The sequence below is a fragment of the Streptomyces sp. NPDC043726 genome, assembly GCF_056436565.1.
Map to the genome: position 1 here is coordinate 24,751 of NZ_JBWKCI010000026.1, position 14,139 is coordinate 38,889.

Sequence of the window (14,139 nt, forward strand, 5' to 3'; positions counted from 1 at the left end):
TGTGCGCTGACAGGGACGGGATGCGGCAGGCCACTCCCGACGGCCTGCAGCTGGCTGCTGGACGGGGCCACCTGGAACGCCGACTCCGTCCGCGATGGCCTGCAGACATACGTCGCCGACAACCTTGGCGAGGGCGGCGGCGTGCTTATCATCGACGGCGCCGGCTTCGTCAAGCAGGGCACCACCTCCGCAGGGGTACAGCGCGAGTACTCCGGCACCGCCGGCCGCACCGAGAACTGCCAGATCGGCGTCTTCAACGCCTACGCCACCTCCCTCGGCCGGGCCCTGGTGGACCGCGAACTCTACCTGCCCAAGTCCTGGACGGACGACCCGACGCTGCCGCGCCGCGGCCCTGGCCCAGCTGCCGAAGCCTGCCGCAGCCGCTCCTCCACGACGCCGGTGTGGCGGCGCGCCGACTGCTGCGCTGCCCTTGCCTGCTCGCGCTGCTGGTCCAACTCGGCCACGTGCCGCTGATGCCTGCTCAGCGCCGCTTGGGTCTGCTGTGCCTGCCCGGCCACGGCCGTATGTTCCTGCTTCCACAGCTGCCCGGTCGCCTCCAGGTCCATCGGGCCGGGCAGTCCGGCGTCCCGGCGCGCCGCGAGCATTGCCGCAGCCGAAGCTTTCGCCTGAGTGTGGGCCGACCTGGCTTCCTGGAACCGCTGTTGGAGGGCGTCGATGTGCTCGTCGTGCAGACCCAGCAGCACTCGCCCCGTCAACCGGCGGACTGCGTCGCTTCCTCCGCCCAGGTAGGCGGTGGCAATGGTGGACTGCCGCAGTGCCATCCACCGCTCCACCTGGGCCAGCCCGACCCTGCCCGCGCCGCTGCCCACGAGAGGGATTCCCAGCAGTTCCATGACGAACTCGCTGGCACTTGGTTCGCCGCCGCGCCCGCGAGCGACCGATCGGCGTACCTCGCCGAGCGTCGGGTCGCTGAGATTCTCGAAGGACACGTACCCGCCGCGGTGCGCAGCCGGCCGCGTCGCCTGCCATCGTGTGTCGCCGACCCGGAAGACCAGACGAACCTGGGTACACGACCGCACCGCATGCATGATCTTCCCGCTGTTCAGACCCAGCGGATACAGCAGCGATTCAAAACCCGTCGACTTCCCGGCCCCGGAGCAGCCCACCAGCAAGGTCACCACGCCGGTGAAGACCTGGCCCACCCGGCGGTCTTGAACCTGGAATTCGTGACGCTCGATGATGAAAGACCGCCGACGCACCGCGCATACTCCTTCCGCCCGGCCCCATGACCGAGTGCCGTGGCGCCAACGAACAGCCCGAGCCACACGTGACGGGTGCTGTTGCATCTCATCCGTACGGATGATCAGCGGACCCGCGTCCCCAGGCATGCCCTTCCGTCCGGTCGCGCGGTCACCTCCGACAGGACAGACATCCGCCACTACGTCCAGCTACCGACACACGGCCCCAAGCGCCCGCGGTGGCAGGGCATCCCGTCCCTCTCGAGCGTCAACCCTGCATCACAGCGAAGAGTCGACGTGACGTCATCACCAGGCAGCGTTCGCCCGTGCCGGTGGGGCATCTGTTTCACGGTGCCTGAGCAGTGGAAGGGCTGAGCAGTACTTCTTCGCTCCCTGGAGGCCTTCATGCCAGAAGATTTCGATGACGTTCCTGAGCCTGAGGACGACACCATCGAGGACACCGTCGACGAGACCGGGGTTGACCCCAAGGATATTGAAGTGGTCATGAATCAGACGGGTGCGTCAAGAGCGAAGGCGGTCAGGGCCCTGAAAGAGAGCGGTGGCGACCTCATCAACGCGATCATGGCGGTCAGCGGATAGGTGGCGAGCCGCGACCGTGATGGGTCAGCATCGTCGACGAGTCCGGGTGGAGTAGTCGGGGCACAGCACATCCCGGCCAGAACGATCATGCTCGGCTGGCACGTCGACTGAAGGGTCCGCTGAGGTTCACGAAAAGACCGCCGGGCGGGTTCCCCGGCCGGCCACGTCGGCGGGCGTGAGGTCAGGGCGAGGCCGGGGCCACCGAGGGCCTCCGCGGCGTCCGGATCGCGCAGCGGGCGCGGCCCGAGGCCGGGGCCGCCGGCTCAGCCTGCCGGACCAGGCCCGAAGGAAAGCGGGTTGGCGGATGGCGTCGCTCTGGGGACTTGGCCGAGTTGCTGGACTTTGCGGGCCAGCCGGCGACTGGATGGAGCTGGAGTACGTCGCGGCGCTGGCGGGGGCGACCGGCTCGCCGTGCTCGTGGACGGCCCCAACGCAGGGGACGCTGGAACCTGATGCGTCGGGCGGCGGGTGCTGTGCGGCAGGGTGGTCAGCCGACCAGGCTCTCGTATTCGGAGGCGGCGAGGAGGTGGAGGGTGGGGACACCATCCATCGGCTTGATTCTGAACAGCCATCCTTGGTCCTAGGGGGAATGATTCACCCAGTCGGCATACGCTTCGAGGCTTACGTTCGTCCCGATTACCTCACCGCTGAACGGGGAGTAGACCTCGTGGGTAGCCTCGGTCGACTCCACGACGCAGATGGTCTCTCCGACCCGGACGGTCCTGCCCTCCTCGGGCACCTTTACGAGCACGACGTCCGAGAGATCCTGCACGATGTAGTCAGTCAGGCCGACTGTCACGAGCCCGCCCTCGTCGCGGACCCATGTGTGGTTCGCGGTGAACATGAGGTTGTCAGGATTATGCGACACGGCACGGCTCCTCTGCGGGACTCTGTGTGATCGACTATGACACTGTGTCACGACCGCCGCACTTTGCCTCGCGTCACGTAACGCCTCCTGTCGACGCAAACCGCTGGTCCCGTCTGGCCACCGCGCCGTGCGGGCCGTGATGGAAGGCCGCGAAGCGCCCTGGGATCTCTTGCCTCCGGAGCGCTTCGCGTGAAGGCTTGGCCCATGAACTGGGGATGAGCGGAAGAACGGCCTGCGTGGGGATGAGCGAAAGAACGGCGTACGCGACCGTGTCGACGACCCCCTCAAGCGTTCGCAGGGCCGCCGCGAGCGGCACGCCGAGCAACGGGAGAGACGAGAGAGGAGAAATGCTGGGGGCTGCGCAGGCGGGGGAGGCGACGAGAAGGGCGCCGGCGGTCAGGGCGAGCGCCGTGACAGTGCGTCGGATGATCTTCATGCCTGTTCAACGATCATCACAGGCCGCATGTGAGCGCTACGCCCTGCGCCGCTCGTCGCTGCCGGCGCTTCGTCAGTCGAGCATGCCGTCATGGGAGACCGCGAGGGCCAGCACGCCGAGGGCGGGCAGAACGTGCTGATGCGTGATGCGCGCTTCTGCCTCCCACGTAGGCGTCAGCGGCAGCACCGCCATAGGGCCGCCGACGCGCTGCGGCATCGGCGGCCGGTGCGTGGGTGTCAGGCTGGCCAGGTTCCGGCACGCTGAAGCACTGCAGAAGCCGACCGATCTGCGGGCGCTCCAAGACCCATGAACGCCGTCACAGTTCGACGAAGTCGCCGACGGCTGTGGCGTCAGAGCGGATCGTCCACACAGAGCTGCCCGGCGGTGTTTCCTCGGACCGTTGCTTCAATGCTTCGACGTCCACCCTTGGCGGCCAGTGTGTGCCGTACTCTGACCAGGAGATTCCCGTGAGGTCGGTGCCGGCCAGATCCGCCTGGCGCAGGTCGGCCATGGTGAAGTCGTTGAGGACCTCGTGTACCGCTTCGGCCCCGGTGCCGGGCAGTTCCTGGCCGATGGCTTGCTCCAGGGCTCGGCGCACTCGGTTGATGCGGAGCTCGACAAGGACGCGTGCGAAGGCGCTGTCGTCGATGTGCTCCTGAGGCCGGACGAAGAAGAGCGCTGTGTCCAGTTCGTGATCGAGCTGCTTGGCGTGCGACATGATGAGCGTCAAGCCGTGAGAGCCAGCCTGTGCGGCGGCCTGGTTCAACGTCCGGTCGGGGAGGGGCGTGCGGCTGATCGAGCGGGCTCGAGCGGTCAGATCAGCGAGGTCCAGCTCTTTGGCCAGGACAACCGTGCGGGCCAAGTACCGGGACAGGGAAACCTCTTGGGCATGGGCCTGTGCCGCGTCGCTGTGAGAATCTGCGCTTGTTGCCAGTGAATCGAGAACGTGGACAAGGTCGCGGCAGACATCGCGTGCCAGGCCGAGGGCCAGGACGAGGGCCAGATGACGGTCTGGACGCGCCGGGTCGAGCTCACTGAGGTAGCGCCGGTCACGAGCAAGGGTCCGGTTTGCGGCCGCCACCGTCGGATGGCTGCGCAGGGTCAGGCGAGTGGCGGCGCTCACCACCGCTGCCGTTCCACCATCCGCAGAGACCCGCTGTGCTCCGGTTCTCGGATAACCCTCAGGGACGGGACGGCCGGGACGGACAGGATGGAAGCGAGGCCGGCTTCGGTGTCGAGAACAGTGTCCAGCGCCTCTGTCGCCGCGTCGTGCCGGGACTGAAGCAGAATCTCGCGCAGGCCGGCTTCGACGTCGAGGGCGTCGGTGAGTGCCCCGACGAGTGCACGTTGGTGCCAGTGGAGCCGGCGGGATACAGCCGCAGCGGAATCGTGCTCCGGTTCGTAGCTCACTCCTCCTCCCGTGCTTCGTAGTATGCAGTCGCAGCCCGGCGAGCCTTGGCCAGGTTCGCGCGCACAGCCTCAGCGGTCAGAGCCCCGCCCAGGTGTTCGGCGATGTCCGTCGGAGTGAATCCGGCGTACGTCCACGCCATGACCTGCCGCTGACGAGGCGGGAGACTGCGCAGCATCGGGAGCACGTCGTGGCGGGCCTCCCACTCCTCAATGGCGTCGGGACGGGCGAGCAGCGAGGTCGGTTCGAGGACTTCGCCGACGGGATACTCCGGCATCTCGACGGAAGCAACCTTGCGGATGTATGCCCGGGAGGCCACTTTGTGGACCCATCCCCGGGGTGAATACAGATCACTCCAGTTCTGATACGCGGCTGTCATGGCGTCCTGCGCGATGTCAGCTGCGACGTCCACGGCGGCGCCCTGATTGACCTGCGCGGCACTACGCAGCAGCCTGGCCGGAGTCGCGGTACGGACAGAACGAGGCATGCGCGGAGCGCGGGTCAGGGCATGCGCAAAGCCGCGGTCCCGCGCACTCTCGCCGTAGACCTGCTGAGAAACAAGCGGACTGACTGCGGCAAGCAGTTCACCGTCTAGGCATGCCCTGCGCGCGCATGGCAGCGGCGACCGGAGCACCCCCGCGTCGGCGGGGACCACCGGCACCTGGCCGCCCGCGCCGGCGGGGAGCACTGCCAGCCCGAGCCGCTGTGGGCTGGCAGTGAGGGGCGCTGTCGGCCACGTCGCCGTACTAGGAGGGGCTCGGAGGGCAGGAGAGGGGCAGCGGGCGGCTGAGTCTGACCGTCGCGGCGGGGTGTGCCGCACCTGCGGACGCTACGAGCGAGGGCGGAGGTGCCCCGGTCTGCATCTCGTTGTGCGACAGCGACTCGCTGGGCGGTGAGGGCTCTGCCCCGGTCGACTCACACCGAAAGCATCCATGGGTGAGTGAACTTGTCGGCGAAAGTGTATGAGCTAGGTCAAGTAAATGGGTGCATTCTGCTATGGTGGGGGGCTAGTTGAGGGTGCTTGGAGGTTGAGTGAGTCAGGGTCAGGAGCAGCCGTCGGAGACTGCGATAACCGCGACCGATGCCCGCAGGGAGCTCTACGCCCTGGTGAAGGCCGCCGAGGACGATGGGGTCACCACTCTGATCCACAAGCGGGACGAGCATGCCCTGCTGGTACCGCTGGACCGGTTTCCGGCAGCCCGGCAGGCCGGTGCCTTCCCCTCCCATGTACTCAGCGCGGCGCAGAGGGACTTCGGTGAGCTGGTTTCGCGGGCCGCGCTCGGCGAGCCGCAGGTGCTGCGCCGCAGCCGGACCCCGGTTGCGGTGCTGCTGCCCGTCGACCCCAACTCTGCTACCCGTCCGCCCGATTCGGCCGCAGCCGTCGGTGCGGCGCCCGCTGGAGGTGCGGTGAACAGCCAAGGCACTCAAGGGCGCGGCGGCGTGCCCCGCAGGCTCGCCACACTGGGTGACACCGTCGGGTCAGTGCTCGCTTCCGGTCCGGCCGGTGGCCCCGTGTTCGGGCTGCCCGGACTTGACGCCGCGACTGGCGGGCTCCAGCGGGGGTTGCTGACGCTCGTCGCGGCGCCTCCGGCCGGCGGCGGGAGCCTGCTGGGACTGGCTGCTGCGAGGAAGACCGCGCTCGTCGACGGCCGGAAGGTGTTGTACGCGGCGTCGGGACCGAACCGGGCCGACATTGTCCGCCGGATCCTCGCCGCGGAGACCGGCGGTGACTACCCGCGCCTGAAGCAGGGCCGCCTCACCGAGCACGAGCAGCAGGTCGCCGAGCGGCTGCGCCAGCAGGCGGCTGTGCTCCTCATCGACGACGGCAGCGACCTGACGGCCGAGGCCATCTCGGAGACCGCACCGCACGTCGAGGATCTGGCCCTTGTGGTCGTCGACCGGCTCCAGGCCGCCCACAACGCCCGCCTGCCGCTGTCCGGGGACCGGCTCCCGGATGCCGCCCAGATCCTCGCCACCCTCGCGCGCACCCTGCATGTGCCGGTCCTCGCCGTCGTGGACAGCACCGACCCCGCGCTCCTGGGCCTCCTGGACGCCGACGTCACCCTGACGCTCGCACCGACCGGCGACCCGGCCAAAGTCCAGGTCACGGTCGCGGAACGGGACTTCGGCACGATCGGCTCCGCCCACCTCCAGCCCGATCTGCTGCACGCCCGCTTCCTCGACGCCCCAGCAGCCCCCCTGCCCGGCACGGCCGGTGACCGGCCCGCGCCGAGCACCGGCACCGCCGTCGAGCGGGCGCTGGCCGAAGCTGCGCTTCCCTACACCTCCGGCGCCCATGAGGGGCTGCCGGCCGCCGTCACGCATGTTCTGGCCGCGTTGCGCACTGCGCTGGCCGGCGGCAACCAGCAGGCTCTCGCCGAACTGCGGCCGGCCCTGGCCCAGGTGGCCGCAACACCGCCGCCGGTGCCGCAGACCGCCGAGGGGCGCACTCTTGCCGCCGCACTGAACGCCTACCACACCGCCGTGCCCGCCGGCACCCCCGTGCAGCCCGCCGCCGTCCCGCCCACAGTGGTCCCGCCTGCCGTGGGCAGCGACCACGGCCCGGACGACGAGGGCGATGAGGGCGACGAGGGCGGGGACGAGCGAGAGCAGGAGTTGCAGCCGGGGGATGAGGAGGACGAGCCGGACACCGCGCCGTTCCCCGCGCTGAAGGTCCTCAAGGACGCGGTCGCCCGCTCGAAGATGCATCCGGTCAGGGTCGTCCGTATCGAGGAGAGGGAGACCGGTCCGTGGCCGCTGATCAGTGAGCACATGGACGGCGAACCGCGCTGGGTCCACCCCGACGTCACCAGCACCCGGGTGCCCTACATCCGGGACAACGGCAAGCGGGTCCGCCGCGACAAGCTCGACGTTCCCGCCTCCTTCGGTGCGGGCGTGCTGTGCCTGATCGACCGCAACGGCAGCTACCCCTCCGCCTGTTCGGCCGTCCCCCTCGCGCCGAACAAGCTGCTGCACACCGGGCCCCTGGCCGCCTTCGACAAGGCCAGTGCCGGCATCTACCTCATCGACATCCCCGCCTGGCCCCGCACCGACATGCCGCACCCGCTCGGGCGGATCATCGACCGGCCCGACACCCACGGCCGGGTGTGGGTCACCACCCCGCACATCAAGCAGCTCGAGCGACTCGTGCGCGACGGACACCTCGCCGCGATGCCGGCCATCCACGACTCCTGGACCGGCAAGGCCAACGAGTCCCTGTTCAAACCCTTCTACACCGCCGCCCGCCAGGCACGCACCGACCTCGTCCAGGCCGGCGGCGAACCCTACAAGGCCTACAAAACCCGCCTGTCCATCGCGCTGCGCCTGCTGTGGCCCAAGCGCCAGGAACAGAAGTCCCCGTTCTGGCGCCCGGACTGGCGCATGAGCATGGTCGCCGAGGCCTCCGTCCGCCACTGGACCACCGCCTTCAGGGCCGTCCAGGAAGGCCACACGCTCATCGCCCTGCGCAACGTCGACGCCGCCGTCTTCTGGACCCCCGACGACACCCCGCCCGCCACCTACCGGATCGGCACCGGCTTCGGCGAGGTCAAAGCCAAGTTCGTCCAGCCCGGCGAGTTCCTCCCCGAGGGTGATGACTGATGGCCGGACCCACCGGCCACGGAGGCTCCCTCGGCGCCGCCCTCACCGACCTCCTGCGCACCCAGGTCACCCCCCGCCACCGGCTGTCGACGTACAACGCCCGGCACTGGCACGCCCAGCTCAGCCAGCTCACCGCGACCCACCGCGGCTACCAGGCCCTGGAGGACGCCGGCCTCGACGTCACCGTCAAGACTCTGCTGAACTGGCTGTCCGACCCCGAGTACAACGTCCGCCGCGGCTACCGCGACCTCATCCACACCGCCTACGAGAACGTCGCCATCGTCCCGGCCGAGCCGATCCCCGACCGGTTCAAGGACGGTGACTTCGAGATCAGCGGCTGGGTCACCACCGGCCGCGACCGGCGCGAGCGCGGAACACGCGCCGCCGCCCCTCTGCGGATCGACGGCCGCCAAGGCGACTGGAACGCCATCGAGGCACTCTGGACGGCCGGCGAGCTCACCGACGACGCCTTCGAGGACCACTTCATCGACGACGTCATCGTGCAGGACATCGGCGAAGGCACCGACGGATGGACCTTCGACGGAGGCAGCTACTCCGTTGAACTCAGGTAACACACTGGAGAGTCCACGCGGCCGCATGCCGCCGCGCTGCGTCTCTACCGATACCACCACGGTGCGAGCGTGCGCAGGTGTGCCCGGACGGCAGTGATATAGGCAGTCTCCAGCGGTTGCAGCGCGCTGAGGTCAATCACGGTCGGCGGAATGTTCACGGCCGTGTCGCTCTCGATGGGCGGTGCTTCCCAAGCCGCATGCATGGCCGCCCCGGCCGTCCTGCGTAGTTCCTGGATGAGCTCTGCGTAGGCATCGCCCACCGTTTCGGATTCCATCTTCGTCCAGGCGAGATGGTAGGAGAGGTTCGCCTGGATCTCCCGCAGTGTTTCCGACAGCCGCACTCGCTCCTCGGCCAGGGCATCGGATCGTCGGCGCCGGATGGCATAGGGCATCTCCTTGTAGGCACTGTGGGCCGCGAAGGCCTCGGCGAAGGCGGTCCGTAGCCGGTCGAGTTCCTCCTCCCGGCTCTTTCGCCGCGCGAGCCAGATGTTGATAGTCGCGGTGAGCATGGCGGCGAGGAACGCCCCGGACACCACGGCTGGCAATACCGAGTTGGCATCGAACGAGGAGGGGGCCGCGGGAGGCGGGGAAGGAACCACGGTGGCCGTCGACGCGGACGGGACGGGCGAGGAAGGGGCCGGAGGAGTCGCGGAGTACATTACGGCCGCCGTCGACGCGGAGGGGGCCGGTGACGCAACTGCCGTCTGCGCGGGCGCCATTACGACCTCCAAACCGATACCGGGCACGCCGCTCACGTGCCGTGGGGAGCCTCCTGGCCGGGCCACTCGCCCGTGCTACGCCACCATTGCTCGCGCAACAGATGGGCCACCACATGCCCGAGCAGGGCCGCCGGGCCGTCATCGCGGATCCAACGCTGCTCGGGCGCATCGTACGGGTACCACATACACAGAGCGCCATCGGCGTACCGGTGGGGCGACTCGGACGGTCCGTCGGTGTACACGCAAGGCACGTCGGGGGCTCTTGGCCCGAAAACGATCGAGATCGTCTGCTCGGTGACATCCGGGACGCGCAGCCGGACGGACAGGGCGAAGCCGCCGCGGTATCGGCGCGGTGGCTTGATGACCCTGACCAGCTGGCCGCAGGCAGCCAGCCGGTGCTGGAAGACGATGCGGGCCGCCGGCCTGGCATACCAGGCCGGCGCCCGCCATGCAGGGCGGCGCGTCACGCGTGATGTTCCCTGTCGCCGTAGGCCCGGGTGGGCCGTACGGTGGCCGCCGGGCCGCTCAGCCCCAGCGTCACCGTCGTAACGGGGGAGCGCTGCCGCAGCGCCGCGATCTTGCCCGCGAGGCTGTCGGACGCCGGGGCGTCCAGGTACCGGTAGAACACCCGCGACAGGGCCGACAGCACCGCGTCGCGGTCGTCGTCCGCGGCCAGCGCCTCGGCCACGCCGTTGGCCGCGCTACGCAGCCGCCGGGCCGCAACCTCACGGCTCACCAGCAGCTTCACGTTCGGGGAGACCCCGGCCGGGTCCTTGGTCGCCTGACCGGCCTCCACCCGGGAGGCGGCCTTGGACAGCACCGTGCTCAGCGCCTTCGCCATGCCCATCCCCGGCTCGACGAACTCCCACGCCCAGACCGTCAGGTTGTGGGAGGAGAAGCCCGGCTCGGAGTACTGCTTGTTCCACGCCTTCAGCAGGCGCACCACACGCCGGCGCGTACGCTGCAGCGACGTCACCCCGCCGGTGAAGAGCTCGACGTGGCGCTCCGGGTCGGACGCCTCCCACCGGTTGGTCTCCAGGTTCGGGATCCACAACCCCGCCCCCTCCTTGCGGGTGAGGGCCACGACCAGGTCCACGGTCGGGTCCTGGCCGTCGACCGGCTCCCCGAATGTGATCTTCGGGCCGCGCTTGGAGGTGCCGCAGCGTGCCTTCGGATAGACCTTGCGCACCGCAGGACCCAGCAGCGCGCACAGCTCGCTGGTGATGTCGGCCGGTGTCTCGCCGCCTCCGTCCGGCCCGAGCTGCGGATACACGCGCCGGTCCAGGACGACTCCGCCGTCGCCGTCGCCGACCGGGTGGATGAAGGTGTGCTGGGGCAGCGAACCACTGCGGTAGGTCCGCCGTGCGCCGGTGAAGCCGATGGCGCTCGAGCAGACCAGGTCCAGTCGCGTACGCGCCTCCGCCAGCGGCTGCGGATGGGCGTCGATCTGGCTGCGGATGTCGTTGAGGATGTCTTCGGTGTGTCCCATGGCGGTTGTCCGTTCAGGTGAGGGGCGCCGAGCGCCGCGCATCGCCCGGGAGTTCCCCGGGCGGAGCCGTCACTCGGCGGCTCACCCTTCTCTGACGTCACACCGTTGAGATCGTCCGGGCGCCCCGGCTGCGGGGGATGCCCGAGAAGGTCAGGAACAGTCGCGGCAGACCGTGCTCGCGCCCTCGAACCGGGACGAAGCCAGGATCATGAAGCAGCGCTCGCAGGGACGATCGCTCCGCCTCCTGGCGGTCGTACAGCCGCAGTGCCCTTGCCCGCACGAGGGCTCGCCGCACTCTGTACACGCCGACTCTGTGATCTTGAACGAGTCCCCGCATGTCTCGCACTCCCACCAGGAACCGAACCGGGAGCTCCCGGTTCGCGGGCGCGGCGCTGTGAAGGCCCGCCAGGCCACGCTGTCCTCGGCGAGCACCGCGATCAGATAGTCCTGGTCGCACCAGGCCGCCTGTCCGTAGAGCAGATCGCTGTGCCCGCCGGACCGGTAGACGACGAACGTCTTGTCCCGCTCGATTGTGGCGCGAGTACCCAGGGCTGCGGCCAGGAGCGGTGTCTTGGACTGGTCGGAGCCTCGGGCTGGCGGAATCATGCCGTGGGCGGCAGCAAAGAGCACCTGGCCCGCGGCGTCGAACAGGACGACTGCGCCGCCGCCAGCCAGATACTGTGCCGCGCGCACGCAGCACGCCTCGCGCGACGCCTGGGACGTGCGGAACATGGCGACGACATCGTCGGCGGAGGGCCCTCGACGGCGTATGTCCGCGGTAATCCGCTCATCCGGTACCAGGATGCGTGCAGCGAAGGCGTCGCACGCGGCTTCCTCGAAGGCTTCCGAGTCTTCCCAATCGAACAGGCGCTGCCCCAGTGCCGGGTCTGTCTGCTGGAGATGGTGGCCCAGCTCGTGCAAGGCGGTGAATCCCCTGCGCCGAAGCGAGCGGGCCGCCCCGACCACCAGGGTCGGGGGATCGGTCTCCGACCGGTAGCTGCCGGCGACCGAACACCGGCCACCGTCGTCCGACGCGGGTTCCAAGGACACCCGGATGTCCGTCCAGCGACACAGCTCGGCTAGCGGATCCGCGCGCAGCGCTTCCAGCGCCCCGGGGTGTAGCTGCTCGAGAGCCGAGACCATCGCCTCCGCCTGGCGCGGGGCCTCCTCGGTGAACCGGCGCGGTGTCACGGACTGCCCTTCGCGCCGTCCTCGTCGCCAAGGAACTGCCGCAGACGTGCGTCCCAATCGGCCGCCCCACCGCCTGTCTGGCGAGCGGCCAGTGCGAAGGTGCCGTAACCGCCCGAAAGCCGCGCCTGGGCTTCACTGACTTCCAGCCGCCGGGCACGGCGCACCCACACCGAGCGCCATCGCGGGTGCTCTACGGCATGGACAAGATCAGCAGGCAGGGGACGGACCGTACGGGCGATCTGTTCCGCAGGCAGCCCTGTCGCCGAGGCGACCGCGTCGATCCGGTCGGGAGGCAGCGGAATTTTGCCGCGAAGCAGCTTCATGACCTCTGGCTGCGCCATCTTCAAGGCGGAGCACAGCGTCTTCAAGTCCAGCCGGTCACCGAGCAGCGACGCCAGGTTCCCGGCAGGCCGCCCGCTCTCCTGAACCGGCAGACCGGGCGCATGCCGCAGAATTTCCAGATCATCGGTGAGACCGGCTCGTACCTCAGCGTCCGGCTCCAAGGCGGAACGGATCGGCTGTCCCTCGCGTACTCCCGCCGCAGCCGGCGCTGGCCGGCCCTGGATCCGAGCCGCAGCGCACCCCACGATGTCGTCGTCCCAGGCATCCACTACGCGCTCCAACACCCGCATCGGGACGCAAGAGACCAGCCCTGCCCACACGGTGGCGTCGACGCCGAACGCGGTACGTGACCCGTCCACCACCACGCTGGTCTCGTCCTCGCCCGGCGGGTCGATTGTGACGGGGACCGCGCTCACCTCACGGGCGTCCACATCCAAGACCAGCACGAGCATGCTGACTTCATCCCAGCGCGCCCGCCACACCTGACCGGCCTCAAGCTCCGCCTGAGCCGGATCACCAAAACGTTCTCTCAGCCCAGCCTCCGACAGAGCACGCGGCCCACGCGCCCCCTGGGCCAGGTCCAGGAAACGCTGCGGTACCCCCGGGTCACTCATGGTGTCCTCCCGCATTCATCGACCGAGCAGGCCTCCACCATCGACTGACGTCATACCGCACAGGGCGTCCGGCCCTGGCCGCACTCATTGTGTCTCCACCGCTTCGCTGCACAGCCGGATCACCTCCGACATCACGGAACGTACCCCGTCCCCGTCCCCGACGAGCTGCCGCAGCTTCTCCTTCAGGCGCGCCGCGTGGTGATACGCCTGGGACCGGCCGCAGCCCAGAAGCATCTGGACCTCCCCGGGACGGTCCAGATACGCGACCATGCGCCGCTCCTGGGGGTTGAGCATGGCCACGATCTCTGCCCCGGCAGATACCGCCCTGGCCTCGTCATCGTGAGCAAGCAGGATCCCCTCCGGGGAGGCATGCGGATCGGCGGTGAGATGCGATCCCGCATCGTCCGGGAGTGAGACGACAATCGGATCCAGCGCCACGGGGAAACGAGCGGTGAACACCTCGACCAGGTGAGAAACCTCCATCGATCCGGCAGCGGTGGACAGAGCCGCATGGATTACAGCCTCTATCGACGCTCTGTCGGCGACGGGGGCGCGGCGCGTTTCACTGGTCCACTTGGGGATCTTGATGTTCGGCACGGCATACGCGGCCTCCACAAGCCGGTCGGAAGGACCCGACCAGGGCTGCACCGTAGTGCCGGACAAGCGCCACCTACCGGACCCCGCCTCGCCCGACGGCACTGTCTCGAAGGCATCGCTTTCCGTCAGCACGTTTTCCAGCGAGCGCCTCAACGACACGACCGCAGTCTTCCGAGACTGGTCGATCAACCAGCGCCGGATCGACGTCCGCAGCAGCTTTCCGACACTGTCATCATCTGTGGCGAGAGCCAGAAGGTTGGCGGTGACCGGCTTGAGACGGTCCGCCAGAAACTCACCCAACAGATCCTCTAGATCGGCCTCCTGCCAGCCGGCCGGTGGGGCCAGAATGGGTAGGCGCCGCGCTTCCTCGCGGATCAGCTTGTTGATCAGAGCCAGACACGTGGGGCCGATGTACCCGAGATCGTGTAGCTCGTCGAATGCGGAAATAGCCGGTACCTCCCCTTGACGGGCAAACCGTATGTCGGGGAGTGGTGTTGGCACAGG

General features: G+C 69.0%; 14 protein-coding genes and 1 pseudogene. 5 read left to right on the forward strand and 10 right to left on the reverse strand.

The genetic code is table 11. The annotated features are described in order from the left end of the window. Positions 1 to 54 precede the first annotated feature (54 nt). From AC068Z_RS41610 to AC068Z_RS41620, 3 genes and pseudogenes are all read left to right on the forward strand, one after another. Positions 55 to 474: pseudogene (locus tag AC068Z_RS41610) on the forward strand (transposase); the annotation flags it as partial. Next, a complete protein-coding gene (locus AC068Z_RS41615) occupies positions 402 to 1,250 on the forward strand; it encodes a hypothetical protein (RefSeq protein WP_478568768.1) in 849 nt (282 codons plus the stop codon). The pseudogene AC068Z_RS41610 and the gene AC068Z_RS41615, both read left to right, overlap by 73 nt. A 354-nt stretch (positions 1,251 to 1,604) precedes the next feature. Further along, the gene (locus tag AC068Z_RS41620) at positions 1,605 to 1,799 is read left to right on the forward strand and encodes a ubiquitin-like domain-containing protein (protein WP_478568771.1); all 195 of its coding nucleotides are present in this window, start codon (positions 1,605 to 1,607) and stop codon (positions 1,797 to 1,799) included. Between the two features lie 580 nt (positions 1,800 to 2,379). Here the strand turns inward: AC068Z_RS41620 and AC068Z_RS41625 are convergent. The 4 genes from AC068Z_RS41625 to AC068Z_RS41640 all read right to left on the reverse strand — a co-directional run bounded on the left by AC068Z_RS41625 (position 2,380) and on the right by AC068Z_RS41640 (position 4,923). Continuing rightward, on the reverse strand, positions 2,380 to 2,667 hold the full coding sequence (locus tag AC068Z_RS41625; protein ID WP_478568774.1) for a biotin/lipoyl attachment domain-containing protein: 288 nt from the start codon (positions 2,665 to 2,667) through the stop codon (positions 2,380 to 2,382). A gap of 508 nt (positions 2,668 to 3,175) precedes the next feature. Continuing rightward, entirely contained in the window at positions 3,176 to 3,319 is a 144-nt protein-coding gene (locus tag AC068Z_RS41630; protein WP_478568777.1) for a hypothetical protein, read from the reverse strand. Between the two features lie 100 nt (positions 3,320 to 3,419). Next, complete coding sequence (locus tag AC068Z_RS41635; RefSeq protein WP_478568780.1) at positions 3,420 to 4,226, reverse strand: hypothetical protein; 807 nt, start codon at positions 4,224 to 4,226, stop codon at positions 3,420 to 3,422. Between the two features lie 283 nt (positions 4,227 to 4,509). Continuing rightward, positions 4,510 to 4,923 carry a sigma-70 family RNA polymerase sigma factor gene (locus tag AC068Z_RS41640; RefSeq protein ID WP_478568783.1) on the reverse strand — a complete coding sequence of 138 codons (414 nt, stop codon included), beginning with the start codon at positions 4,921 to 4,923 and terminating at the stop codon, positions 4,510 to 4,512. Between the two features lie 620 nt (positions 4,924 to 5,543). On the opposite strand from AC068Z_RS41640, the gene AC068Z_RS41645 reads away from it, so the two are divergent. Next, on the forward strand, positions 5,544 to 8,111 hold the full coding sequence (locus AC068Z_RS41645) for a DnaB-like helicase C-terminal domain-containing protein (RefSeq protein ID WP_478568786.1): 2,568 nt from the start codon (positions 5,544 to 5,546) through the stop codon (positions 8,109 to 8,111). Continuing rightward, a complete protein-coding gene (locus AC068Z_RS41650; protein ID WP_478568789.1) occupies positions 8,111 to 8,683 on the forward strand; it encodes a hypothetical protein in 573 nt (190 codons plus the stop codon). Before AC068Z_RS41645 ends, AC068Z_RS41650 begins: the two co-directional genes overlap by 1 nt. 44 nt (positions 8,684 to 8,727) lie before the next feature. Here the strand turns inward: AC068Z_RS41650 and AC068Z_RS41655 are convergent, their stop codons facing one another. The 6 genes from AC068Z_RS41655 to AC068Z_RS41680 all read right to left on the reverse strand — a co-directional run bounded on the left by AC068Z_RS41655 (position 8,728) and on the right by AC068Z_RS41680 (position 14,136). Continuing rightward, a complete protein-coding gene (locus AC068Z_RS41655; RefSeq protein ID WP_478568792.1) occupies positions 8,728 to 9,192 on the reverse strand; it encodes a hypothetical protein in 465 nt (154 codons plus the stop codon). 242 nt (positions 9,193 to 9,434) lie between these two features. Next, the gene (locus AC068Z_RS41660; RefSeq protein ID WP_478568795.1) at positions 9,435 to 9,869 is read right to left on the reverse strand and encodes a type II CBASS E2 protein; all 435 of its coding nucleotides are present in this window, start codon (positions 9,867 to 9,869) and stop codon (positions 9,435 to 9,437) included. Then, entirely contained in the window at positions 9,866 to 10,891 is a 1,026-nt protein-coding gene (locus AC068Z_RS41665) for a nucleotidyltransferase family protein (protein ID WP_478568798.1), read from the reverse strand. The genes AC068Z_RS41660 and AC068Z_RS41665 overlap by 4 nt, the downstream gene beginning before the upstream one ends. A gap of 150 nt (positions 10,892 to 11,041) precedes the next feature. Beyond that, positions 11,042 to 12,082, reverse strand: coding sequence for an ImmA/IrrE family metallo-endopeptidase (locus tag AC068Z_RS41670; protein ID WP_478568801.1), 1,041 nt, complete (start codon positions 12,080 to 12,082; stop codon positions 11,042 to 11,044). Then, a complete protein-coding gene (locus AC068Z_RS41675; RefSeq protein WP_478568804.1) occupies positions 12,079 to 13,038 on the reverse strand; it encodes a hypothetical protein in 960 nt (319 codons plus the stop codon). The genes AC068Z_RS41670 and AC068Z_RS41675 overlap by 4 nt, the downstream gene beginning before the upstream one ends. Before the next feature lie 84 nt (positions 13,039 to 13,122). Continuing rightward, positions 13,123 to 14,136, reverse strand: coding sequence for a hypothetical protein (locus tag AC068Z_RS41680; protein WP_478568807.1), 1,014 nt, complete (start codon positions 14,134 to 14,136; stop codon positions 13,123 to 13,125). Positions 14,137 to 14,139: the final 3 nt, after the last annotated feature.

Coding starts and splice junctions, on each gene's coding strand:
- AC068Z_RS41665 (WP_478568798.1), bottom strand. CDS start 10,891: ATGGGACACACCGAAGACATCCTCAACGACATCCGCAGCCAGATCGAC.
- AC068Z_RS41650 (WP_478568789.1), top strand. CDS start 8,111: ATGGCCGGACCCACCGGCCACGGAGGCTCCCTCGGCGCCGCCCTCACC.
- AC068Z_RS41655 (WP_478568792.1), bottom strand. CDS start 9,192: ATGCTCACCGCGACTATCAACATCTGGCTCGCGCGGCGAAAGAGCCGG.
- AC068Z_RS41675 (WP_478568804.1), bottom strand. CDS start 13,038: ATGAGTGACCCGGGGGTACCGCAGCGTTTCCTGGACCTGGCCCAGGGG.
- AC068Z_RS41630 (WP_478568777.1), bottom strand. CDS start 3,319: ATGCCGCAGCGCGTCGGCGGCCCTATGGCGGTGCTGCCGCTGACGCCT.
- AC068Z_RS41620 (WP_478568771.1), top strand. CDS start 1,605: ATGCCAGAAGATTTCGATGACGTTCCTGAGCCTGAGGACGACACCATC.